The following is a 24,351-nucleotide window of genomic DNA, read 5'->3' on the forward strand; positions in this document are numbered from 1 at the left end:
AACGACCCATCTTGGTTTTGCAAGAACTTATATTCTTACGGGAACAAAAGCCAACTGTCTCTATTTCAAGACCAACTAAACTAACGACCCATCTTGGTTTTGCAAGAACTTATATTCTTACGGGAACAAAAGCCAACTGTCTCTATTTCAAGACCAACTGAGCTAACGACCCATCTTGGTAACTAAAAGGCCATAACTTAAAACACAGAGACTGTAGACTAAGTAATTACCTTCTAACACCCCCAAAAGGCTATGCCGTTCTGAGGGCGCCTATAATACCTTTTTCAATTTCTCATGCAAGCGCAAATGTATAATTTCTTGTTGTTTGCATGAAAAACAGACTAAGAGGCGGTTTTTTGGCTTAACTAGCCTTTTAATGCTAATAATTGCTGTTGAGCTAGTCGTGCAGAGGCACTGTCGGCATACTCTTTGATAACTTTGTTATAAAGCGCTTTAGCACCTGCAAGATCATTTTCTTCTTCTGCAATCATGCCAAGTTTGACCAAACTGTCACCACGCTTATTTGAATCTGCAAATTGACTGACCACTGTGCTAAATGCTTGTTTAGCATCACTGAATTCATTTTTATTGTACAACAATTGGCCTAACCAATAGTTTGCATTAGCTGCATAATTTGATTCTGGGTATTTGGCTATGAAATTACGAAAAGCAGGGATTGCTTCATCATATTTGCGCTCTTTAAGGACCAAATTCACTGCGGCTTCATAGCTTCCTGTTTCACCCAAGGTTGAACTAGCTGCTGCGACCGAAGTGGCATCCGCTTGAACTGGCGCAGCGGGTGTTGATGACTGAGCAGTAAGATTTGCAATATCTTCATACAGCTGTCGTTGACGCTGTAACATTTGATTCATTTGATAATTTTGTTGCTCAGTAATGCCTCTTAAATCCAACACCTCATTTTGCAATACATCCATACGACGTTGCATCTCAAAATCGCCTTGTTGCTTTGCTTTCATGATGCGCTCTAACCTTGAGACTCTGTCATCATTCGAACCTCCTGCAACATCTTCAACAGGCGCTGGAGCGGCACAAGCCGTTACAGTAGTGAAGAACATTGCCGCAACTAATATGGCTTGTTTCATTTTTATCTCCTAAAAAAGGCCAACCGATAACGGTTGGCCTTGTTCTTCATACATTTAGTAAACTAACACACCACGACGGTTTTTACCAAAACCAGTATCGCTACGAGAATAATCTAATGGCTTTTCTTCGCCATAACTGACTACGCTCATTTGGCTAGGCTGTACGCCCATACTCTGCAAATACTTTGCAATCGCTTTGCCACGTCGCTCACCTAGTGCAATGTTGTATTCAGGAGTACCACGTTCATCGGCATGACCTTCGATCAAAACACGAACATTTGGGTTTCCAACTAAATAATTACCGTGTGCTTGAAGAATTTCAGCATTTTCGCTTTGAACTTCACTGCGGTCAAAATCAAAGTAAATGATATTTTGACGACGTAATTCCTGTTCTTTTAAACGCTGCTGTTCTGCAGAACTTAGCACAGGTGCTACACCACCAGTTTCAACACCACCAGCACCATATTCACTACCAGTACCACTCATAGAACCGCTAGCATCAGTTTCCGAGTCTGAAGTTGAACTACAGGCACCCAGTGCCATAAGCGGAACTGCAACCAACATAGCTTTAAACAACTTATTCAGATCCATTTTAAATCCTTATCAATATCTATTTAGAGAAACGGAGACCATGCTGGTGACTTCACCTCGCCCTGGCCGACAGGCAATCTTGCTTTAAATCTGCCATCCATAGAAACAGCAGCTAACACTTGTTTACCTTGATGGGTTGTACCGTAGATAACCATAGTGCCATTAGGGGCAACACTTGGCGATTCATCAAGTTGAGTTGATGAAAGCACCTGCATAAAGCGTGTTGCAAGATCCATTCGAGCAATATGGAACTTACCGTTAGTACGGTTTACAAAAATCATACTACGACCGTCTGGGGTAATTGAACCACCTAGGTTCCATTCTCCTTCAAAAGTCATACGCGAGACTTTATTTGTATCTAAACTTACGCGATATAACTGCGGCTTACCACCACGTTCAGAAGTAAATAAAATTGATTTGCCGTCTGGGAACCAAGAAGGTTCAGTATCAATTGCGTAATGTTCTGTAATGCGTCGAGTTGTCTTGGTAGCAATATCGACGACATAAACTTCTGGCTGACCATCCTTTGACAATGTAACCGCTAACTTTTTCCCATCGGGAGAAAATGTTGGCGCGCCATTAATGCCATCAAAACTACTCACCAGAGTACGAGTTTGGCTATAGATGTCTTGAACAAAAATTTCGGCTTTTCTATTTTCAAAACTCACATAGGCTAAACGACGTCCATCTGGAGACCAAGCCGGTGACATCAATGGCTCTGGTGAACGTAATAACATTTGTTCATTATAACCATCATAATCAGCAATCATAAGATGGTAAGGTGCTTTTTGACCTTGTTTAACCACAACATACGCAATACGAGTTAAAAACGCACCACGGATCCCCGTGAGTTTTTCATAAACAATATCACTTATACGGTGACCATATTGTCTAAATTGGTTTGCACTGATAACGGTTTCACGACTTTCAAGCAATAACTCACTGTTATTCTGAGGCCCTTTTCCCGCTTGAAGCTGTGCTTTGACTAAATCAATCAACTCAAAACTCACTAAGTATTTATCAGCGCCATAGGGTTTAACCGTGCCAACAACAACTGCTTCAGCTTCTACATTAGCCCAGCTCTGAGCCGTAAAACCGTTTACTGAAGAAATAGTTGACTGTGGCAATGCACGCACATCAAGCGTTTTAAATGTACCACTGCGAGCCAAATCAGATGCGACCACATCAGAAATAGATTCTGGAGCAGGCCCTTGTCCTTGCCAAACAAAAGGAACTACGGCAATGGGTCTCGCGGCATCAACCCCTTCAGTAATCACAATCTCTAACGCTGCGCGCGCGGGAGTAGTTAACACTATCAATACCAGTGTTAGCCATTTAGCCAAATTTTTCATGGGACTCCTTTTACTCAATTCCATCATTAAATACCATTGATCTTAATTAAATTCCGGTGAAACAGTTAAATTAATTTCTTTTAATTGCTGATAAACAGCCGGTTCAGGCGATACGGGTAACCGTCCAGCTTTATTTATAGACGCTTTGGCCGCTCGACAAACTACCTGATCACCGTCCAACGTTTGGCTTGTAGTAACAAAGCCATCAGACGCTAAACGAATAAATACCCGGCAGCTTTTACCACGCATTGATTCATCAACTACTAAGTTACGTTGAATAGTGGCAATAATCATGGCTTTATACTTATCGACTTCTGACAACACTTGCCTATTACGCGTTTTAGAAAGCGAGTCTTGTTCTGCAGACATTGCCTCTGCCATTTCACGCTCTTGACGCGCTTTAGTGTCGGCTTCGGCTTTGCGTTTACGCTCAGCTTCTTCTTTGCGTTTACGTTCATCATCAGCTCGTTGACGTTCTTGTTGAGCTTTTTTCGCAGCAGCCTCTTCTTGCTTACGTTTTTCAGACGCTAGCTTGGCGGCATCTTCTGCAACTTTTTGTTCCTGCTCTTTCTGCTTACGCACAACTTCAGCTTTGTCTGCCCGATCTTTTTCAAGCCGTTGTTTTGCCTGAGCCGCTTTCGCCGCATCATTGGCCTTTTGAGTTTCCTGCTCTTTTTGTTTACGCTGGATCTCTAATGTCTTAATTTTGTCTTGCTCGCGTTCACGCTCGCGACGCGCTTCCAATGCTTTACGTTCTAACTCAGCTTGACGTACCTTTTCTTGATTAGCCACATCTTGTTTTTGCTTCTTTAATTGCTCAACTCTATCATTTACTTTCTGTTGATCAATCACAATAGCTTGCATGGCCGGCGCACTTGCCGCTGCAGTTTGCATTTGCTTGGGCTTATCATCAAAACTAATGCCTAGAGCAAGGATGACAATAAACCCAATATGAATACCGGCAGAAATAGAAACGGGTACGGTTAAATCTGATTTTCCAGCCACCTATTTCTCCTTCGGTGAATCAGTCATTAACCCAACGGCTGGCACACCAGCACCTTGCAAACTAATCATTAATTGAATAACGCTTTCATAAGGTATGGTGCGGTCAGCTTTGACTACCACGGGTCTTAATGGTTCAAGCTGAATTAATGCTCCGACTTCCGTAGAGACTTGCTCTATGTCCATCGCTTGAGAGTTAGAGCTACTACCAGTATTCAAAAAGTATTGCCCAGCAGCGTCAATTGATGCCACGATTGGAGGCTTACTATCAGGTGGTAACGATTCCGCATTACCCTGAGGTAATTCTACTTTAACCCCTTGCGAAACAATTGGCGCTGTCACCATAAAAATAATCAACAACACCAACATGACATCGATATAAGGTACAACGTTGATTTCTGCAATTGGACGATGACGTTTACGCTGATACATTAAACGGCTTCCTTCTCGCTATATGCTTGACGTTGCAATATGTTGGAGAATTCTTCCATAAAGTTAGCATAAGTCATTTCAATTTTATCAACTTGCGTTGTAAAACGGTTATAACCAATTACGGCTGGAATAGCAGCAAACAAACCCATTGCCGTTGCAATGAGTGCTTCAGCAATACCCGGTGCAACCATAGCTAACGTGGCATTTTCTACCGAACCCAGTGCGATAAAGGAATTCATAATTCCCCAAACGGTACCAAATAAACCAATGTATGGGCTGGTTGAACCAATTGTTGCCAATAGAGGCAAATTGTTTTCAAGTTTTTCCATTTCTCGCGACAAACTCACTCGCATTGCTCGAGATGTTCCATCCATAACGGCTTGTGGAGCTTTACTGTTTACTTTACTCAAACGAGTATATTCTTTGAAACCCGCCACAAACATGGCTTCTAAACCAGAGATAGCACTACCACGTGCAATCAATTCTTTATAAAGACGATTTAAATCAACACCAGACCAGAAAGTGTCTTCAAAACGTAATGATTTAACTCTTGCTGAAGTTAATAATTTATTGCGTTGAAGGATCACGGCCCATGAGGCAATCGATAATGCCAATAAGGTCAGCATAACTAACTTTACCAACACACTGGCTTCTAAAAACAAACCAATAAATGAAATTTCAGCGTGCACTGTCAAACTCCTGAACAATATTTAGGGGAATAGCGCGGGGACGCATACGTGATAAAGATATACACGCAACAACCACTGTCGCTTCACAATAGCAATCACCTTGATGATCAACTAGGCGCTGGTGAAATACCAACGACACTTTTTTTAATTCTATAACCTTGGATTCAACAACTAAATCCTGTTCAAACTTTGCCGCTTTACGAAAATCTATTTCTACATGTTTAACGACAAAAGCAATATCTTCTGCCAACAGTTCTGCTTGGCGGACACCCAGTGCTTTTAACCATTGGGTACGAGCTCGTTCAAAAAATTTTAAGTAATTCGAATGATACACAACACCACCCGCATCGGTATCTTCGTAATAGACTGAAATAGGCCAAACAAACATAATTTGAACATCAATTTTTAGGTTGTAAAAGTTGGCTTACTATACCGAGTACCAACACGCTTGTGAATAATGTACTAAGTGAAAAGCAGACTTTATTTTGCTCAAAATGCGCTTAAACACACGAAAAACCTCAGAAACTGTAAGAGATGAAGCTTTATTAATGTATTTTCCAAAAAAATTAACGACCTATTAAACAAAACATGGCATACAAATAAAACATTTATTGGTGACAACGGCCTAGTTCTAGCCACTTAAAAACCTAAAAAAGCCTTAAAAGCAACGCGGCCAAGGTGAACGTAAACCGCGCACTGCAACTTATCATCCCACGCCCTGTAAAATGTAAACATGAATAAAATATCATCTAATAATATTGGATGCTTACGTTGTCAGTAATCAAGTCTTCAGTGATTCAAGAAGGGAGATTATTCAGCGCGTTTATCACTGGATATGAACTTAGCCTCATAAAGACATTTTCGGAGTTTATTCTGTTTCAGATATAAGTAGCTTGATGATGTTCACCTTGGTTAAGAGCCATACTTATCAACATCAAGAAGATAAACATGCTTTATATCACAGCAAGATATATTCTATTTGTTAAATAATATTGTTTTAAAATTAACTAATCCGAATAATTATGCATTAAATGTATATAACAAACTAAAAAACCACTATATAAGCCGTTCAGCGTATAAAAACCATATTAAGATCACTAAAAAGCATTAGTTTTACTAATCATAATGCGTATTTTTTCTAGTTTGCCAGATAAGTGTATTCATTCTACTATGACCTTGTTTTCAGGACACATCTGATTTAGATGTTGAAAACCAAGAACGCCAAACTGATGTAACCCAATACTTCAGTTATCCTTAGTTCTTATGTTTGACTTCCTTCCTTAAATTTGTTGATTGCAAATTATTTAGCCCACTTGGATTAAGTGGGTCTTTTTTTGCCTTTTTTTCAGTATCTTCATAAACAAACTTATAAGCGAACAAATCAGAGCATTTCAATTCAAGCCATATTAATGGAGAAAAAATTGAGTCTTTTTAATCAATATGGAGGAAAACGAGACACGCTTGCATCGCTTTACTCGTTAGCCTCTAAAGGAGCAACAATCGTTTACAAATGACTCTTTTATATCAGTATTAGCTTGGTCTAACGAATGTTGAATGACCGCCGAGTGAGGCCTTATTGATGAGCGTTGATATAATGCCTTAGCGTGGAAAACCCGTTTATTGATTATTATTTATATCTCAATGGTATCGAGAAAAAGAGGCTACTGTGGCGGAATATACATACAACAACTGAATAAATAGATAGCTAATCTTGTTACGGGCTAAATAGGGTCAATACTGCGCTTAATAGTGCAGCTAATAATACATGAGGTGGGTTTATATCGGCTTGGTTATTTTAATCACAACTCTGCGGTTCATCTTACGTTCTTCAGCAAGGTCATTGCCAGTAACATGACGTTTTTCGCCATGCCCCTCGGTATGAATACGATCTTTAGTAATACCGCTAGCAATTAAAATATTTTTCACTGAGTCAGCCCGTTTATCTGACACCTTTTGGTTAACCAAGCGCCCACCGTAGCTGTCAGTGTAAGCATCAATAAGAACGAGTTCTACTTCAGAGTCATAAGACAAATAGCGCTGTATTTTTTGTAATTGGTGGGTAGAGAAACGCGTCAGATCGACCCCGCCTTCTTGGTAATGTAATACCGTAAAAGCAATATCATCAAAACTGTAAGGCAGCAAATTAGCTAAACAAGCGCGAAACTCACGATATTTACCGCCAAAATTAGCCGACGACAATCCCACTGCAATCTTAGCGTTGTGATTATACCAATCAGCATAGTAAAAAGTGGGTTCCATTCCTTGACTCAATTCATTCAACATCGACCAAGCGGCTTTTTTGGGTACTTCACCATTAAATTGCTTGTTATAAGTCAGTTGGGTGATTTCTTTGGAATTATGCCCAGGACGCCAACTCGGAGCTCGGCTAATTAATGTTGCCTTGGTCACCGCATCAGGCTTAAGCCACATATCTAAGGTGAAGTTTAAATTCAAATCTTTACCTGCCCTACTGGTAAACACCGCGCGACCATAATTAGGAATATCATGTTCAAGACGACACTCTATCGGATTACTCTCACCAATGCGCCATGCTGAGTTTTCGAGCGACGCCACGTAGTGCCTCAAATCAGCATTAGCCGTTGAGCAAAGACACAAACTTGCGAGAATTATCAGTTTTCGCCACATAAAAACACCCTATATACCTGATTACATACTTTCTATCGGCCACAAAGTCAGTTCCTTTAGTCAACAATCATGTTTAATCGATGATAAAAACCACAATCAAACATGACACTGAGCTTGAGTTTGCGCATAATACTCGGCCTACATCATTTGCACCGATGAATGATAGCTATTGAGGATAAAGACTGTAATGACTGATATTTGCGACGCTAACAAGTTTAAACACCGCTTTCGTGGTTATTTCCCTGTTGTTATCGATGTCGAAACTGCGGGTTTTAATGCCAATACCGATGCGTTGCTTGAAATTGCCGTCAGCTTATTAAAAATGAATAGTGATGGGGTCATTGAACTTGATAAAACCCTTCATTTTCATATTGAGCCTTTTGAGGGCGCGAACCTAGAGCCTGAATCTTTAGCTTTTAATGGTATCGATCCCACCAACCCACTTCGTGGTGCGGTAGACGAAAAAGTCGCTTTGTTAGAGATTTTTAAAGAAGTCAAAAAAGCCCAAAAAGCAGTAGATTGTCATCGCAGTATTATTGTCGCTCACAATGCCGCTTTTGACTTAGGGTTTGTGAACAAGGCCATAGAACGAAACGGTTTAAAACGATCTCCTTTTCATCCTTTTGCGAGCTTTGATACCGCAACACTTGCTGGCCTTGCTATTGGGCACACGGTATTGGCTAAAGCGTGTAAAATGGCTGGCATCGATTTCGACAACAAAGAAGCGCATTCAGCATTATATGATACCGAACGCACCGCCGAATTATTTTGCCTTATCGTCAATCGTTGGAAAGCATTAGGTGGTTGGCCATTAGCCGCTGTGGAAGAGAAGAGCGATCCAGCCAGCGAATAATGGATACTAGGTAACCTCCGCTCGAGATAACAATTGCATCTCAAGCAGGCTATATCGCCTTAGAACGGTCGATAAAATATTTATCTTACTCAATAAAAAAGCTGCCGAAGCAGCTTTTTTATTGTCTCTAATCCGCTAGATTATAGCTTGTCAGAGTTATCTCTTAAGTATGCTGCGACACCTTCTGTGCTAGCAGTCATGCCTTTTTCGCCTTTTGACCAGCCAGCAGGACAAACTTCACCGTGCTCTTCATGGAACTGAAGAGCGTCGATCATACGGATCATTTCGTCAACGTTACGGCCTAATGGTAAATCGTTAACCACTTGGTGACGAACTTGGCCTTCTTTGTCTACTAAGAAAGAACCACGGAAAGCCACGCCAGCTTCTGGATGCTCAACGTCGTATGCTTTACAAATTTCATGTTTAACGTCAGCAACTAGTGTGTATTTAACTTGGCCAATACCCCCCTTGTCTACTGGAGTGTTACGCCATGCGTTATGAGTGAACTGTGAGTCAATTGAAACACCAATCACTTCAACACCACGCTTGGTGAACTCTTCCATGCGGTGATCAAAAGCAATTAGCTCTGATGGGCATACAAAAGTAAAATCGAGTGGGTAGAAGAAAATAACCGCAGGCTTACCTTTAATTGCGGTAGCGAGGTTAAATGTGTCAACAATCTCACCAGAACCAAGAACGGCTGCTGCGGTAAAATCTGGGGCTGGACGGCCTACTAATACGCTCATTATCTATCTCCATTTAATGGCTTAAACATTCAACAACGGCAAAGCGTTCTTGCTAATTGTGATCTACTTAACAATTGACTATGCCGTTGGGACTTATATCAGAGGTATACCATACATCTAATTTAGCGGACTTATAAGTTATTTCAAATGAAAATGGGTTTACCTGCTGAAAAATAAAACATGCTGACCCACTAAATAATAACTGTCGAATATTACAAAAATGATTTGCTGACATGACCTAGGCAAACATTATCCACAACGGAAGGTAATATTGATTGAAAAATCGGCATAAATAAGTAAAAAGTCGATATACGCTGGACAAATATGCTGTAGACGGTCAAGAATAGCCGCCTCACTTACTTTTATGAAATATAATTATGAATGCGGTTGTTATCGCGGTTTGCTTAATGCTTTTTTTAAGCTTTATTCGAATTAACGTTGTGGTCTCGTTGACCATTAGTGCTGTTGTGGCGGGTTTAGTCGGTGGATTAGATATTCATCAAACGATAGCAGCCTTTAATGACGGACTCGGCGGCGGAGCTCAAATTGCATTAAGTTATGCATTGCTTGGCGCGTTTGCGGCAGCATTGTCACATTCGGGCTTAACAACGTTAATTTCCCATTCAATTATTAAAAAGCTCGGCAAAGAACCCAATAGTGGTAATACTCAAGTGGTACGTTGGTTGTTATTGGTCACAATACTGTTAATGGCTATTTCATCGCAAAATATTTTACCTATTCACATTGCCTTTATCCCGATCCTTATTCCACCATTATTACATGTCATTTCCAAGCTACATATCGACCGCCGTCTTATAGCCTGTATTCTAACGTTCGGCTTGGTCACCACTTATATGATATTACCTATCGGTTTTGGCGGAATTTTCCTCAATGACATCCTTTTAGCAAATTTGAACATTAATGGTTTAAATGCAGTCGGTGAACAAATTCCTAAGGCAATGTTATTACCTGCTATGGGCATGGTTGTTGGTCTACTCACGGCGATATTTATCAGTTACCGCAAACCTAGACAATATATTATTGAGCAACCTGTGATAAATGACAGCATTTCAACCACGATTAGCCGAAAAAGTCTGTTGATATCATTATCAGCAATAGTGGTGACTTTAGTGGTTCAATTACAAACTGATTCAATGATATTTGGTGCATTAAGCGGATTTATTATTTTCCGTTTTTCAGGAATTATTAAACATGAAGTGAGTAAAGACCTGTTCGACCAAGGTGTGCATATGATGGCCAACATTGGCTTTATTATGATTGCAGCAGCAGGTTTTGCCGCCGTGGTTAAGTCGACCGGGGAAGTCGGCACACTGGTGACGTCTTTAGGCGACATGATAGGTGACAACAAAGCAATAGCCGCATTATTGATGCTTATTGTTGGCTTATTGATTACCATGGGCATTGGCTCTTCGTTTTCAACCATTCCGATTATCGCCACCATTTATGTACCGTTAGCACTCAGTTTTGGTTTTTCTGTGGCGGCAACCATTGCGCTAGTCGGTACCGCTGCCGCGCTTGGTGACGCAGGTTCGCCAGCATCGGATTCAACGCTAGGTCCCACAGCAGGTCTTAATGCCGATGGGCAACATGATCATATTCGCGACAGCGTGATCCCAACGTTCATTCACTATAATATTCCACTGCTTGTTTTTGGTTGGATTGCTGCGATGGTGCTTTAACATTCAACAGCTGGCTAAGGCTTATCAAGATAGAAATAAAAACGGGAGCCTCAATAAAGGCTCCCGTTTTTATGGTCTCGCACATGATGTTAATTATACCGAGCCTGGGTATCTACAATCCGTATAACGAATTATTTGGTACCAAATATCTTATCGCCCGCATCACCTAAACCTGGCAAGATATAACCTTTCTCGTTTAAGCAATCATCAATCGCTGCAGTGTACAGTTCAATATCAGGGTGAGCTAGTTCAAGGGCTTTAATGCCTTCAGGCGCAGCAACCAAAACTAAAGCTCTAATTGATGTACAACCACGTTTTTTCAGCAGGTCGATTGTCGCAATCATTGAGCCGCCAGTGGCTAACATTGGATCAACCACTAAAGCGATACGCTCGTCTACATTACTGACTATTTTTTCAAAATAAGGCACAGGCTGAAGTGTTTCTTCATCACGATAGATACCGACAACAGAAATACGTGCACTGGGAAGATGCTCAAGTACGCCATCCATCATGCCTAAACCCGCACGTAAAATAGGCACTACAGTCACTTTTTTACCTTTAAGTTGCTCAATATTGACCGGACCATTCCAACCTTCAATTGTCACCATTTCCGTTTCAAAATCAGCGGTGGCTTCATAGGTTAATAAACTGCCAACTTCTGTTGCAAGTTCACGAAATCGTTTGGTGCTGATATCCGCTTCACGCATCAAACCGACTTTATGACGAACCAGAGGATGCTTTACTTCAACGACTTTCATTTATTTCTCCTAGATTTCTGACTATTTCAGGCAAATTTGATAAATGTTAGACGATTTATCCTATCTATAAAACATAAAGTTTCAAAATTGCAGTAAATCGTGACCTAAACCAATAAAAATAGGTAATTCATCGTTTTATTTATAGGATAAAGTAAAAACATGACTTTCGACTCGGGACACAAACTGGTAGAATATCGGCGCATAAAATTCCATAAAACGATGTACCCTAGAGGATCCTCCGTGACCACTCCTACCCCCCTAAGTTACAAAGATGCCGGCGTTGATATCGATGCAGGTAATGCGTTAGTAAACAACATTAAATCAGCGGTAAAACGCACTCGTCGTCCAGAAGTTATGGGCAATTTAGGTGGTTTTGGCGCATTGTGCGAATTACCGACTAAATACAAACACCCAGTACTTGTTTCTGGCACTGATGGTGTTGGCACCAAATTAAGATTAGCCATTGATTATAAAAAGCATGACACCGTAGGCGTTGATTTAGTTGCTATGTGTGTCAACGACCTGATTGTTTCAGGTGCTGAACCGCTTTTCTTCCTCGATTACTACGCGACTGGTAAACTTGACGTTGCAACGGCGACCTCGGTTGTCAGTGGAATCGCAGAAGGTTGTTTCCAATCAGGTTGTGCATTAATCGGTGGCGAAACAGCTGAAATGCCCGGCATGTATGAAGGCGAAGATTACGATCTTGCCGGATTTTGTGTTGGTGTTGTTGAAAAAGCAGATATCATTGATGGTACAAAAGTAAAAGCGGGTGACTCACTCATTGCGCTTGGTTCAAGTGGTCCTCACTCAAACGGTTACTCGTTAATCCGTAAGGTATTAGAAGTCAGCAAAGCGGACCCGCAACAAGATCTTGCTGGTAAGCCGTTAATTGACCATTTACTCGAGCCGACAAAAATTTATGTTAAACCTTTATTGAAACTGATTGAACAATCAGATATTCACGCAATGGCGCACATTACTGGTGGTGGATTCTGGGAAAATATCCCACGAGTACTTCCTGATGATTGTAAAGCTGTGGTAAAGGGTGACTCTTGGCAATGGCCAGTGGTGTTCGATTGGTTAATGACAAACGGCAATATTGCACAACATGAAATGTTCCTCACATTTAACTGTGGTGTAGGTATGGTTATTGCGCTGCCAACAGACAAAGTGGATGCCGCATTAGCATTATTAACCGCAGAAGGCGAAAATGCATGGTTGATAGGTGAAATTGCCACGCGTCAAGGCGACGAAGAGCAAGTGGAGATCATCTAATGACCCAAAGCTGTCGTGTTGTGGTATTGATTTCCGGTAAGGGCAGTAATCTTCAAGCTATCATTGATGGTTGTGACGATAACCTAAAGGCTGACGTTGTTGGTGTGATCAGTAACAAGCCGGATGCTTATGGATTAATTCGCGCTCATCAAAGCGAAATTGATACCAGTTGCGTTATTCCTTATATCAATGAAGTACGCAGCGATTACGATGCACGTTTATTAAAAACAATAGAGAAATACCAACCAGATCTGATTATTCTTGCGGGTTTTATGCGTATTTTGACCGATGAGTTTGTTCGCCATTTCCTTGGGAAAATGATTAATGTTCATCCATCATTATTGCCTAAGTATACAGGATTACATACACATCAACGTGCTATCGATGCAGGCGACACTGAACATGGCGCTAGTGTGCATTTTGTTATCCCTGAACTCGATGCTGGACCGGTGATATTGCAAGCTAAAGTCCCTATTTACCCTGAAGATGATGCTGAAATATTAGCCAGGCGTGTTCATGAACAAGAGCATGCTATTTATCCTCTGGTGGTAAAATGGTTTAGCTTAGGTCGTTTAGCGATGACTGATGGTAAAGCCTATTTGGATAGCGAGTTAATTGGTGGATCGGGTTACGCGCCAGATTAATATCAATTAATCCGTGATTAAGCCTTTATATTGATTATAAAAAAACCTCGCCGATGAGCGAGGTTTTTTATACGATACACATTACCGATATTCAGTACTATCGTACCGGTAATACCATGTCCGCAAACATTTCATCAATCAGTTGTTGATCTCGAAGCCCGACCGCTTTTTCAACCACGTCTCGGGTTAAATGCGGTGCAAAATGTCGCATAAAGTCATACATGTAGCTGCGTAAAAAACTACCACGTCTAAAGCCGATTTTAGTTGTACTATGAGCAAACAGATGACTCGCATCAATCGCCACTAAATCTTTATCAACAGCAGGATCGATTGCCATAGAAGCGATCACCCCTACCCCAAGCCCCAGACGTACGTAAGTTTTAAGCACATCGGCACTGGTGGCACTAAACACCACACGCGGATCGAGATCAGCACGCTTAAATGACTTTTCAATTTCAGACGCTTTATCAAAACCAAAAACATAAGTCACCAATGGAAACTTGGCTAAATCTTCAATGCTAACTTTTGTTGATTGGGAAGCCAGCGGGTGATCACGAGTCACGACAATTGATCGATTCCAATGATAACAAGGCAGCATAATTAAATCGGTATATAAATGCATAGCTTCTGTCGCAATTGCAAAGTCCGAATCACCTCTAGCGGCTTGCTCACTAATTTGTGAAGGTGTGCCTTGATGCATATGTAAATTCACTTTAGGATAGCGTTTGATGAATTCACCAATAATTTGCGGCAGAGCATATCGAGCCTGAGTATCCGTAGTAGCAATATTCAATTCGCCCTGATTCGGTTTAGTATATTCTTCAGACACCTTTTTAATACTATCGACTTTGCCTAGTATATCATTTGCTATATCAATAACTTGCTGACCGGCTGGGGTTACATGAGTAAGGTGTTTACCACTACGACCAAATATTTGAATGCCCAATTCATCTTCTAACATTCTGACTTGCTTACTAATCCCAGGTTGTGAAGTATAGAGATTCTCAGCCGTTGATGACACATTTAGGTTGTGTTTCACAACCTCTGCAATATATCTAAGTTGCTGCAGTTTCATGGTTTTATCCTTGATTTATCCGTATCTCATCTGCAAAATATGTAAACAAGAACAAATCGAACGTTGTTTTACATAACAAGAACAGTCGTTCAACTATGATAAAAAGTTATATGATGAATGAAATGTAATATAAATAGGAATAACGAGCAAGTAAAATCACCTCCTATCTAATTGACTGAGCTTTTGATGAACATTGTGACTCATCTGTTTAATGAATTATCAACAAAATGACTTATTATTCAACGACAGCCGCGATAACATACGCTAAGATATAGAATCATTTTGATGATATTTTGTCAGGACTATTTATTCCAGCATCAAAATAACTTTTAGTCATAGCTACTTGGCTATATTTACCATGTAATATGAAAGATAAAATGGAACGTTTATGTCCTTAATTTTGATATTAATTCTTATTGGCGCACTATTATTGCTGATTATCGGCTTTAGTATTGTCCAACAGCAAAAAGAGCGGGCAGAAGCCGAGCGTCGAGTAGAAGTTTCTCGTCAGCGAGCCATCATAGATGAAACCGATGCCGTCTTATCTAACACTGGCATGACCCCATCTTCTAGCCATATCATGTTAGTGCTTTATCGCCGCATTCAAGATGCTTTAGAACAATCTATAGTTCGTGCATCAGGCCAATTAAAATCTGATTATGAACGTCGTCTAGCCGACATCAAAATGCAAATAGCCTCAGTGTCTAACTCACCTAGCCAAGTCCCTGCGATTGAGAGCTTTCGTTTACCTGATAATGATAGACAAATTTTAGAATTAGTAAAAACACTAAAAAAACTTAAAGCCATTTTACGTGCGGAACATAATAAGGGAAAAGTTGATCCGTCTATTTTTGCAGAAGAAGAAATACGTATCGACAACCTTCAATTAAGAATAAATGTCGACTCTATGATTAGTCGGGCGCGTGCAGCTTGCTTTATGAAGCAGTACGGTTCTAGTAAACAAATGGTCACGAAAGCCTTAAACACGCTACACATAATTAAAGCGCAAACGCCTAATGATCCTTTTATTGCCCGTAAAGTCGATGAAGCAAAACAACTACTGGATGAAATAATGGGCGCTCAAAAACGTAGTGAACCGAGTGCACCAAAACCGAAAAAAGAAGGTGATGATATTGATATGTTGTTTCAGCCGAAAAAGAAATGGTAAATATCTTTGTCGTCATCACAAAAAATAAAGCCTCGTAATGAGGCTTTATTTTTGCACGTAAATTCGATTCAAAATAAGTCTGCGCTACTTTTTAACCACACAAAAAAAACCCGCAGATACAAGGGGTTAGCAAAATAACTTAGGTTCGTCAACAAGGTTGTCCACAGAATCTGTGGATAACATTAGTGGAATTATCGATTACTTATGATAACGTAATTACCAGAAAACCAATAAGGCAAAGCAATTGCCAATCTGTATTTTTATTAAGGTTAGTGTCACTCAACCTGTGTCACTCAACATGGAGTGCATTGTTAATATATGACATACCAGTTTGACCGCGTCAAGCCATTAGCATCAAAATCATCTCATTAAGCTGCCAATCGAACAAATATTAACTTATTGGGTCTATTTCTAAAAGACGCGACTACCCAGTAGATGTTCAATTTTCGAGATGTAACGCAGCTCCGCAAAGCTACTGTATAAAATACCCTTGTCCTATGAGGGAATTCAGCACAGCCCGCCAAAGCTGAAATCTGCCTGTAAGGAGGTACCCATTGCACTTCAACATGGGCTGACAGGTAAACAAATCTGTGAATGCACATCAAGACCATTACATGGAAAAACTGTCAGGCTGCTGAGTTGGGCTTTAACGGATTAAGATCAGAATAGTCGTGTCCTGATAGTGTTATTGTTATTGTTAGTCGTGATGTGAGTGATAGCTCAATACAGCGCCATCATTTCCATAAACACGTTCTATCAGTCATAAAACAAAAAGCAAATTATGATCTGCGCTACAATTGTTCGTGGTGCCATTATTTATATGGACCTTAACCTTGTAACACTTGCCATAAACCGAGATACTGGTTAAAAATAATAATATTAGCTGTTAAAAATTTATGCTTAAAAAAATTACCTTGATAAAACTTCTCCCATTGTGCCTACTCTTCCTTCTCAGTGCATGCGGCCAATCAAATGAGCTAGGCGAACCTCAACTCACACCAGAACAGGTCTCATTAGGTTTCTTCGAAGCTATTTATGTTGATCGTGATGTTGATAAAGCTAAAAAGTTTGTCTCTCCAGATATCTGGGATGTGATTGACCATTACCATATTGCGTCGGCAGTACAACGGAATGTACTAGGTTTATCCATGAAGCAAGTCACAATGTCTATTGATGAAATTGATATCGATTTCTTCCGCAAATTTACCGACGACGTTACCGTAATAGTTAAGATGCAAGGACTAAAAGGTGGCCAAAAATGGATTGACGATCGCACCATTCGTCTCCATAAAAAAGGTAATACTTGGATTATTGTTGAAATATTACCTGAAAAGGGTCGCATTGAAGGTTAATGTTGGATCGTACCAAGTCGCACATATTGACGACTTTGGTTGAGTGGAGCCATCATCACTGTGTACTGACAATAAAACGCTATGTATTCTTGCTAAAAATTATTGATCCACATTATTGATACAAACAAACAATGAAAAATAACTAATAAAAAATAGCAGCCTAGGCTGCTATTTTTAGTTTCTGTGTCGAAGTATTTAATGCGAGAACTAAATAGCCTTAGCATTAAGATGCTCATTCAATGGTCTTATTCTTCGTCAGAAGGCAAAGACTCTAACACGTCATCTTTCACTTGATAGTAAGCGTTTTCGTATTCATGAACTTCCATAATCACTCCAATCTTTTAAGTCTTTTTGTAGGTGTAGGCATGTCTTTTTATATACAAAAACACGATGTTGAATCCTAAAAACTGACGACATCTTGTTAATGCTGGGCGGGGATGACATTTACCTTACAGAGAGAAGAGTAACAATCACTTTCTTCTTAGAACGAGTATATCAATAGTCAGATCACATTTAAACCGCAATTACGAAAAACTTTCAGTTCTGTTGCGCGAATAGTCTACATAACACCACAAAATGAAGGAAACACTCACTTTTATGAAAGTTTTTCAAGAAAGTGAACATTAAAAAGGGGGGAGATGTCTTGAACTATTGCAGCAATTGCCGACTCTTGTTTTGATAAGATTATGATTCACACCCATTGCATTAGTTGTTTAAGTAAATAGAAATACTCAGTTTTTTATGTTTCTGGCATATTTTTAAAATCATGGTTATTCCTTAAGAGATAGGTAACAAAAAAAGTGGAATGCTTGAGTTGATCCTAAAATACGAGTTTCAGGAACCACTATCTTGAAAAACACCGCTAAGTGTTCAACATTATGTTGGCCAACAACAGCATCAAGACAGGAATAGTTGTCCAGAACAATTCTTCCTACAATCATATTAGTTAAGTTCAGGATAATATACGGTTATCAAATAGCTTGTTGCCTTACTCTGTGTGTTGCATCGACTCGCTATTGACGTGGGGAAAAGCCTTGTTGTCAAAAACGGGTAAGTTTGATATTGCCGACTTGAAATAATCCCGTTTTATCGATTTATCCCATCGCTTATCCAGAGCTGAGGATAGTTACCCAGAGAGCGCCCTATGCCGACTAAGTACTAAATAATTTATCAATTTAGGATAAGCAATAAAAAACCGACATCAGCTAAGTGATCTCGGTTGTATTTATGCCGTCATGCGGAAGATCAATTCATCAGATTACACTTGATTGATATAATTCAACACACGCTTTTCTGAAATGGGATAAGCGGTGCCTAACACCTGTGCAAAACATGATACCCGATACTCTTCTATCATCCAGCGAGCTTCAATCAAGGCTTCAGGAACGGGTTGTGAGCGTGGCACTTTGGCCGATTGGGCCGTTAATGCCTGTTGTACTTTAGCAATGCTGTGCATGTGTAAGCGATCGCGCGCGGGGTCAACTGGCAGCTTTTCTAGTCTATTTTCAATAGCTTTCAGATAACGACCCACATCAGTTAACCGTTGCCAGCCACAGTCTTCCACAAAGCCTTTATAAACGAGGCTATCAAGTTGAGTTTGAATATCGCTCATCGCAAACGCGATATCCAAGCTAATTTTACCTTTCAAACGTTTTTTAATACGTTGATAAATCGTCAAAATTTGCTCTACATTTAGCGCAATAGACTCTGCAGTCGGGTTAAGCTCTTGGCGGACCCAATCTTTTGCTTGTTCAAACTGCTGCTCGTTGCGAATGTCGAGTTGTTTTTGATCTAACAACTGCTGTACAGCAGCATTAATAATATCTTCAATTAATATCTGCACTTGCCCAAACGGATTAAAGTACATCGCCAGCTTGGCCTTATTAGGCAATGCTTGTTGCAAGTGCTTCACTGGCGAAGGGATATTAATCAATAATAATCGGCGCAGTCCGACTCGATGATGGCGTTTAGCTTCATGTTCATCATCAAATAACTTAATCGACACATCGGTTTTATTATCCATTAATGCCGGATACGCTTTGACTTCGTAATTACCTTTTCGCTGTTGATATTGAACCGGTAAATCGCCAAATGACCATGTTGTTATCGCTTGTTGCTCGATGCCTTTATCTGCCACTTTACGGATCGCTTTGGCCACAACGCCTTGTAACTGACCTTTTAGCGCTTCTAAATCACGTCCTTGAGCGACTAAACGACCTTGATCGTCTTCAATTTTAAAGTTTATTTTAAGGTGTTCTGCCAGTTGAGTTAACTCAAAATCATCTGCAGAAATTCTGACACCGCTCATGCGCAATAATTGTTTACACATAGTATCAAGCATCGATAACTCAAACGGTTTCATTGCTTGATAACATGCCCGGGCATAGTCCGGAGCAGGAACAAAGTTACGCCGCAGATTTTTAGGCAGTGACTTAATCAATGCAATCAGCTTTTCTTCTCGTAATCCTGGAACGAGCCAATCAAAATCACTGTCATCAATTTGATTAATCAGTGCAACAGGAATATGCACAGATACACCATCATCAACACTAGCCGGCTCAAAATGATAACTGACAGTTAAGGCTAAATTACCTTTATGCCATATTTCTGGGAAGTCGAGTGCAGATATATGGTCGGCACTTCGCTGCATTAATAAAGATTGGCTGTAATCAAGTAAGTCAGGTGTTTGTTGACGTGCTGTTTTCCACCAAGCAAAAAATAGCGGCGCGTTATAAATGCCTGGCGGGATCAAGGGTTCATAAAAATCCACCAGCACTTGTTCGTCGACTAAAATATCTCTACGACGTGACTTGTGCTCTAACGCTTCTATGTCATTCAATAGCTTTTGATTATTAACAAAAAAGGCTTCTTTCGTTTGTAACTGCCCTTCTGCTAATGCACTGTGAATAAAGATTTCTCGGGCTTCTATCGGGTCAATAGGGCCATATTGTACTCGACGTCTGTTGACTATCATCAAGCCATACAATATTTGATTTTCGAGTGCAATCACACTGGCCGCTTTCGCTTCAAAATGGGGCTCGAGATACTGTTTTTTCACTAAATGAGACGCGAGTGATTCTAACCATTCTGGATCAATTTTGGCGCAGCAACGGGCAAACAAACGTGAGGTTTCCGTGAGCTCGGCGGCCATAATCCACTTAGGACCTTTTTTGGCTAATGGTGAACCGGGGAAAACGAAAAATTTACGGTTACGGGCCCCTAAATACTCATTATTTTCACCTTTAAAACCAACATGGCTTAACAATCCTGATAATAATGCTCTATGTAATTGCTCGTAACTGGGCGCGCTGGCATTAATACGCCATTTCAATTCATGTACTGCTTGTTTTACTTGGGTATACAGATCTTGCCATTCACGTACTCGTAAATACGCGAGATATTCATCACGGCATTGTTTTCTAAACTGACTGGCTGACAACTCATTTTTTTGATCTTTAACGTGATCCCATAACTTCACCCAACTTGCAAAATCAGAGTCTTTATCGGCATAACGCCGATGGCACTCGTCTGCCGCTTGTTTCTTATCTGTGGGGCGTTCTCGCGGATCTTGGATCGACAAACCGGTAGTAATCACTAATGCTTCGTGTAAACATCCCAATTTATTGGCTTCAATGACCATTCGAGCCAAACGCGGATCGAGGGGAATTTTGGCTAAGTCTTTGCCTAATGGCGTTAAGATTAAGTCATCCCCAGATTTTTTAACCGCTTGTAACTCTTCAAGCAATAAAAAACCGTCTCGAATGTGTTTTTGATCCGGTGGCTGAATAAATGGGAATCCGCCAATATCGCCCAACCCAATCGACAACATATGTAAAATGACCGAGGCAAGATTGGTACGCAAAATTTCAGGATCGGTAAATTCGGGGCGCTGAATAAAATCCATTTCATCGTAAAGTCGAATACAAATACCAGGTCCGACACGGCCACAACGTCCTTGACGCTGATTTGCACTGGCTTGTGAAATAGGTTCTATCGGTAGACGTTGCACTTTAGTACGGTAACTATAACGGCTAATGCGAGCGGTACCGGGATCGATAACATAGCGGATCCCTGGCACGGTTAATGAGGTTTCGGCAACGTTGGTGGCTAATACGATACGGCGGCCAATATGGCTTTTAAAGACTTTAGACTGTTCACCGTAAGAAAGACGAGCGTACAAAGGTAGAACTTCAGTATCGCGATACTGTTGTTTATTGAGTAAATCAGCAGCATCACGAATTTCACGTTCACCGTTCATAAATATCAAGATGTCGCCAGGTCCTGCTGCCATTAACTCATCAACGGCACTAAAAATCCCATCACTGACATCTAAATCAACATCGGTATCACGTACTAATGGACGATACCGCGTTTCAACTTCAAAGGTACGCCCAGACACTTCAATAACCGGGGCATTGTTAAAATGTTTTGAAAAACGGTCTACATCGATGGTGGCGGAAGTAATAATGACTTTTAAGTCTGGACGTTTTTTTAATACCTGTTTCAGATACCCCAAAATAAAATCAATGTTTAAGCTTCGTTCATGCGCTTCATCAATAATAATCGCATCGTACTGGTTTAAAAATCGGTCCGAGGTGAGTTCCGCGAGCAAAATACCGTCGGTCATCAGTTTGATGTAACTCTTGTCACTCATGGCATCGGCAAAACGAACTTTAAAGCCAACGACATCACCTAATGGGCTATTAAGTTCTTCAGCAATACGGTTCGCGACACTGCGTGCAGCAAGACGACGCGGTTGAGTATGGCCAATTAAGCCTCGAGTCCCTAAGCCCAGTTCAAGACAGATTTTAGGTAACTGAGTGGTTTTACCTGACCCAGTCTCCCCCGCCACAATCACCACTTGGTTATTGGCAATCGCAGAAGCAATATCATCTCGTTTTTGTGAAACTGGCAGCTCATCGGGATAATCAATAACCGGTCTAGACTGTAAGCGCTGTTGCGCTTTTGCGAAGGCTTGCTGCGCGGCTTCAGTCAACTGCGCTAACGTTTGGGATTTTTTTTCAGACTCGGGTTCTTTATTGACTCGATACAAGCGACGACGAATTTTAGCCGCGTCGGTTTGATAACAAAGATTGAGATACGCCTTAGATAGCGGGTGAAGGTCCGAATTCAAATCTGATTCCCTTGCTTACATCAAAAAAAGCGATCCTAGCAAGGAAAACAGCAGAATGGTATTGATTTTAACGATTGTTAGACTGGAGATAAGTAACACTGTTGCATATAAATATTCATCGCCTTAAGCACATTGGTCCGATTAATGGTACCAATGACTTTCCCCGCGCTCAATACAGGGTAAATCTTGGGTTTAGGCCCTAACATTTGTTCGGCTAATGCCAATATGCTTTCATCGGGCGTAACCGACAATACAGGGCTTTTCATGCAGTCTTGTACTGTGCTGGTCATGTCACAGTGATAGCTACTTTTTAACATCACAGATAAACAATCTTGTTGAGACAAAAAGCCCACTAATAGCCCAGTATTATCAATAACAGGCGCACCATTTTTCTTACTATCAAGTAGTTTTTCTACTGCAATAGCCAGTGACATATCCGCAGTTAATAATACTGGATGCCTGTCCATATAATCTTTAATTTTTATTGAATCCATATAACCCCCTAAATGCACGCTAATTGACGACGTGCATAATAAATCTCGTCAATCAATTCATATTGAATCAACATTCAAGTACTGACTTGATTAAGTTTAGTCAATAATGGTCCAGTGGATAGAAAATAAAACCGATTGTATTAATCGGTACTTATTATCACAGCTAGAACTTACTTGTCACGCCAGATCATGATTGTTGCAGCTTGGCCTTTGCTTCGAGTTGCACGATACATACCTTCGGTATTAAATGGCGTAGCGATATTGCCACGCTGATCAATTGCTATCACGCCTCCAGTTCCACCAGCCGATATTAAGCGTTGATTAATGACTTCATCAGCCGCTTGAATAATCGATACTTGTTGGTATTTAACTTTAGCGCATATGTCACCCGCCACCTGATAACGGATAAAATACTCACCGTGCCCTGTTGCAGATACCGCACAGACGCCATTTTCAGCATAGGTTCCGGCGCCAATGACCGGAGAATCACCAATACGGCCAAAACGTTTTGCTGTCATGCCGCCGGTTGATGTCCCAGCAGCAAGGTTACCTTGCTTATCAAGTGCTACTGCACCCACTGTGCCATATTTATAATTGGCACTTAACTGTTCTACTGACGCCTGATAATCGCCACCGTTATTTTGCTCGGCTTCAATGATACTCGCTTTGGCATCAAGCAACTGTGAATAACGATGCGGGGTATCAAAATGACTGTTAGGCACTAAACTAAATTGTTGTGTTAACGCAAATTCTTCAGCCCCTTGTCCATAGAGCATTACATGAGGTGATCTTTCCATCACCTTTCTCGCTAAATCAATCGGGTTTTTAATATGTTTAACCCCAGCAACCGCACCTGCATTCATAGTGTTACCGTCCATGACTGAGGCATCAAGCTCATGGCCACCATCAAAGGTATAAACAGCACCAACCCCAGCATTAAACAATGAACTATTTTCTAACACATTTATCGCAGCTTGCACCGCATCGAGGCTGTCGCCGCCTTTATCTAATACTTTATATCCAGCATCAACTGCCTGCTTAAGTTTGTTGCGAATGGCTTTCTCTTGCTCAGGGCTTAGACTGGCTGCTGAAATAGTGCCGGCGCCACCATGGATTGCAATAGCAAAAGGTTTATCATCTTTCGCAAAACTGGTATTGGACGTTAAGCTTAAACATAGCGCAATCGTTAAATATAATTTATTCATGTTAGAAAAATCCTTGAAGGTGGTTTATCTTTGTAACCATTTCTGCTTGTAATTTCAATCATATCCTTGCGACTTTTATACTTTGTAGCGACAATGGTCATCATCATAAATTTTGGGGAAGTTAGCTTA

20 protein-coding genes are annotated in these 24,351 nt (G+C 40.7%); 6 read left to right on the forward strand and 14 right to left on the reverse strand.

Annotation, left to right across the window (positions count from 1 at the left end):
- Positions 1 to 365: 365 nt before the first annotated feature.
- The 8 genes from ybgF to AAEY93_RS17680 all read right to left on the reverse strand — a co-directional run bounded on the left by ybgF (position 366) and on the right by AAEY93_RS17680 (position 7,815).
- Complete coding sequence (ybgF, locus tag AAEY93_RS17645; protein WP_351078721.1) at positions 366 to 1,103, reverse strand: tol-pal system protein YbgF; 738 nt, start codon at positions 1,101 to 1,103, stop codon at positions 366 to 368.
- A gap of 54 nt (positions 1,104 to 1,157) precedes the next feature.
- Complete coding sequence (gene pal, locus AAEY93_RS17650) at positions 1,158 to 1,694, reverse strand: peptidoglycan-associated lipoprotein Pal (RefSeq protein ID WP_101030573.1); 537 nt, start codon at positions 1,692 to 1,694, stop codon at positions 1,158 to 1,160.
- A 23-nt stretch (positions 1,695 to 1,717) separates the two neighbouring features.
- Positions 1,718 to 3,046 (reverse strand): Tol-Pal system beta propeller repeat protein TolB, encoded by a 1,329-nt coding sequence (gene tolB, locus AAEY93_RS17655; protein ID WP_335686289.1) that lies wholly within the window; start codon positions 3,044 to 3,046, stop codon positions 1,718 to 1,720.
- A 42-nt stretch (positions 3,047 to 3,088) separates the two neighbouring features.
- Positions 3,089 to 4,051 carry a cell envelope integrity protein TolA gene (gene tolA / locus AAEY93_RS17660; protein WP_101030567.1) on the reverse strand — a complete coding sequence of 321 codons (963 nt, stop codon included), beginning with the start codon at positions 4,049 to 4,051 and terminating at the stop codon, positions 3,089 to 3,091.
- A complete protein-coding gene (gene tolR / locus AAEY93_RS17665) occupies positions 4,052 to 4,480 on the reverse strand; it encodes a protein TolR (protein ID WP_101030564.1) in 429 nt (142 codons plus the stop codon).
- Positions 4,480 to 5,169: a protein TolQ gene (tolQ, locus tag AAEY93_RS17670; RefSeq protein WP_101030561.1), complete on the reverse strand. Its 690-nt coding sequence runs from the start codon at positions 5,167 to 5,169 to the stop codon at positions 4,480 to 4,482. The genes tolR and tolQ overlap by 1 nt, the downstream gene beginning before the upstream one ends.
- A complete protein-coding gene (gene ybgC / locus AAEY93_RS17675) occupies positions 5,159 to 5,560 on the reverse strand; it encodes a tol-pal system-associated acyl-CoA thioesterase (protein WP_101030557.1) in 402 nt (133 codons plus the stop codon). The genes tolQ and ybgC overlap by 11 nt, the downstream gene beginning before the upstream one ends.
- A 1,385-nt stretch (positions 5,561 to 6,945) precedes the next feature.
- Positions 6,946 to 7,815: a flagellar protein MotY gene (locus AAEY93_RS17680; protein ID WP_351078728.1), complete on the reverse strand. Its 870-nt coding sequence runs from the start codon at positions 7,813 to 7,815 to the stop codon at positions 6,946 to 6,948.
- A 187-nt stretch (positions 7,816 to 8,002) separates the two neighbouring features.
- Here AAEY93_RS17680 and rnt point away from each other — a divergent pair, with 187 nt between their 5' ends.
- Entirely contained in the window at positions 8,003 to 8,668 is a 666-nt protein-coding gene (rnt, locus tag AAEY93_RS17685; RefSeq protein WP_101030551.1) for a ribonuclease T, read from the forward strand.
- Positions 8,669 to 8,808: 140 nt separating this feature from the next.
- Here rnt and AAEY93_RS17690 read toward each other — a convergent pair whose 3' ends face one another.
- Positions 8,809 to 9,414 carry a peroxiredoxin gene (locus AAEY93_RS17690; protein WP_101030547.1) on the reverse strand — a complete coding sequence of 202 codons (606 nt, stop codon included), beginning with the start codon at positions 9,412 to 9,414 and terminating at the stop codon, positions 8,809 to 8,811.
- Positions 9,415 to 9,791: 377 nt separating this feature from the next.
- On the opposite strand from AAEY93_RS17690, the gene AAEY93_RS17695 reads away from it, so the two are divergent.
- A complete protein-coding gene (locus AAEY93_RS17695) occupies positions 9,792 to 11,114 on the forward strand; it encodes a Na+/H+ antiporter family protein (RefSeq protein ID WP_124014097.1) in 1,323 nt (440 codons plus the stop codon).
- A gap of 131 nt (positions 11,115 to 11,245) precedes the next feature.
- Here the strand turns inward: AAEY93_RS17695 and upp are convergent, their stop codons facing one another.
- Complete coding sequence (gene upp / locus AAEY93_RS17700; protein WP_124014098.1) at positions 11,246 to 11,872, reverse strand: uracil phosphoribosyltransferase; 627 nt, start codon at positions 11,870 to 11,872, stop codon at positions 11,246 to 11,248.
- A gap of 240 nt (positions 11,873 to 12,112) precedes the next feature.
- Between upp and purM the strand changes: the two genes are divergently transcribed.
- Both purM and purN read left to right on the forward strand, forming a co-directional pair.
- Positions 12,113 to 13,150, forward strand: coding sequence for a phosphoribosylformylglycinamidine cyclo-ligase (gene purM, locus AAEY93_RS17705; RefSeq protein WP_101030538.1), 1,038 nt, complete (start codon positions 12,113 to 12,115; stop codon positions 13,148 to 13,150).
- Positions 13,150 to 13,794 (forward strand): phosphoribosylglycinamide formyltransferase, encoded by a 645-nt coding sequence (purN, locus tag AAEY93_RS17710; protein ID WP_124014099.1) that lies wholly within the window; start codon positions 13,150 to 13,152, stop codon positions 13,792 to 13,794. Before purM ends, purN begins: the two co-directional genes overlap by 1 nt.
- Before the next feature lie 97 nt (positions 13,795 to 13,891).
- Here the strand turns inward: purN and cysB are convergent, their stop codons facing one another.
- Positions 13,892 to 14,869, reverse strand: a complete 978-nt coding sequence (gene cysB, locus AAEY93_RS17715; protein WP_124014100.1) for an HTH-type transcriptional regulator CysB — start codon at positions 14,867 to 14,869, stop codon at positions 13,892 to 13,894.
- Between the two features lie 388 nt (positions 14,870 to 15,257).
- Here cysB and AAEY93_RS17720 point away from each other — a divergent pair, with 388 nt between their 5' ends.
- Together AAEY93_RS17720 and AAEY93_RS17725 are read left to right on the forward strand one after the other, a co-directional pair.
- The gene (locus AAEY93_RS17720) at positions 15,258 to 16,037 is read left to right on the forward strand and encodes a hypothetical protein (protein WP_124014101.1); all 780 of its coding nucleotides are present in this window, start codon (positions 15,258 to 15,260) and stop codon (positions 16,035 to 16,037) included.
- 896 nt (positions 16,038 to 16,933) lie between these two features.
- The gene (locus AAEY93_RS17725) at positions 16,934 to 17,389 is read left to right on the forward strand and encodes a hypothetical protein (RefSeq protein WP_124014102.1); all 456 of its coding nucleotides are present in this window, start codon (positions 16,934 to 16,936) and stop codon (positions 17,387 to 17,389) included.
- Between the two features lie 1,258 nt (positions 17,390 to 18,647).
- Here AAEY93_RS17725 and hrpA read toward each other — a convergent pair.
- From hrpA to AAEY93_RS17740, 3 genes are all read right to left on the reverse strand, one after another.
- Complete coding sequence (gene hrpA / locus AAEY93_RS17730) at positions 18,648 to 22,523, reverse strand: ATP-dependent RNA helicase HrpA (protein ID WP_351078737.1); 3,876 nt, start codon at positions 22,521 to 22,523, stop codon at positions 18,648 to 18,650.
- A gap of 77 nt (positions 22,524 to 22,600) precedes the next feature.
- Positions 22,601 to 23,017: a CBS domain-containing protein gene (locus tag AAEY93_RS17735; RefSeq protein WP_124014104.1), complete on the reverse strand. Its 417-nt coding sequence runs from the start codon at positions 23,015 to 23,017 to the stop codon at positions 22,601 to 22,603.
- Between the two features lie 170 nt (positions 23,018 to 23,187).
- On the reverse strand, positions 23,188 to 24,222 hold the full coding sequence (locus AAEY93_RS17740) for an isoaspartyl peptidase/L-asparaginase family protein (RefSeq protein WP_351078740.1): 1,035 nt from the start codon (positions 24,220 to 24,222) through the stop codon (positions 23,188 to 23,190).
- Positions 24,223 to 24,351: the final 129 nt, after the last annotated feature.

The sequence above is a fragment of the Shewanella sp. CAL98-MNA-CIBAN-0140 genome, assembly GCF_040309905.1.
GTDB classification, from domain to species: domain Bacteria; phylum Pseudomonadota; class Gammaproteobacteria; order Enterobacterales; family Shewanellaceae; genus Shewanella; species Shewanella psychromarinicola.

Coding starts and splice junctions, on each gene's coding strand:
- cysB (WP_124014100.1), bottom strand. CDS start 14,869: ATGAAACTGCAGCAACTTAGATATATTGCAGAGGTTGTGAAACACAAC.
- rnt (WP_101030551.1), top strand. CDS start 8,003: ATGACTGATATTTGCGACGCTAACAAGTTTAAACACCGCTTTCGTGGT.
- AAEY93_RS17735 (WP_124014104.1), bottom strand. CDS start 23,017: ATGGATTCAATAAAAATTAAAGATTATATGGACAGGCATCCAGTATTA.
- ybgF (WP_351078721.1), bottom strand. CDS start 1,103: ATGAAACAAGCCATATTAGTTGCGGCAATGTTCTTCACTACTGTAACG.
- AAEY93_RS17680 (WP_351078728.1), bottom strand. CDS start 7,815: ATGTGGCGAAAACTGATAATTCTCGCAAGTTTGTGTCTTTGCTCAACG.
- AAEY93_RS17740 (WP_351078740.1), bottom strand. CDS start 24,222: ATGAATAAATTATATTTAACGATTGCGCTATGTTTAAGCTTAACGTCC.
- AAEY93_RS17725 (WP_124014102.1), top strand. CDS start 16,934: ATGCTTAAAAAAATTACCTTGATAAAACTTCTCCCATTGTGCCTACTC.
- AAEY93_RS17690 (WP_101030547.1), bottom strand. CDS start 9,414: ATGAGCGTATTAGTAGGCCGTCCAGCCCCAGATTTTACCGCAGCAGCC.
- tolR (WP_101030564.1), bottom strand. CDS start 4,480: ATGTATCAGCGTAAACGTCATCGTCCAATTGCAGAAATCAACGTTGTA.
- AAEY93_RS17695 (WP_124014097.1), top strand. CDS start 9,792: ATGAATGCGGTTGTTATCGCGGTTTGCTTAATGCTTTTTTTAAGCTTT.
- upp (WP_124014098.1), bottom strand. CDS start 11,872: ATGAAAGTCGTTGAAGTAAAGCATCCTCTGGTTCGTCATAAAGTCGGT.
- purN (WP_124014099.1), top strand. CDS start 13,150: ATGACCCAAAGCTGTCGTGTTGTGGTATTGATTTCCGGTAAGGGCAGT.
- AAEY93_RS17720 (WP_124014101.1), top strand. CDS start 15,258: ATGTCCTTAATTTTGATATTAATTCTTATTGGCGCACTATTATTGCTG.
- tolB (WP_335686289.1), bottom strand. CDS start 3,046: ATGAAAAATTTGGCTAAATGGCTAACACTGGTATTGATAGTGTTAACT.
- pal (WP_101030573.1), bottom strand. CDS start 1,694: ATGGATCTGAATAAGTTGTTTAAAGCTATGTTGGTTGCAGTTCCGCTT.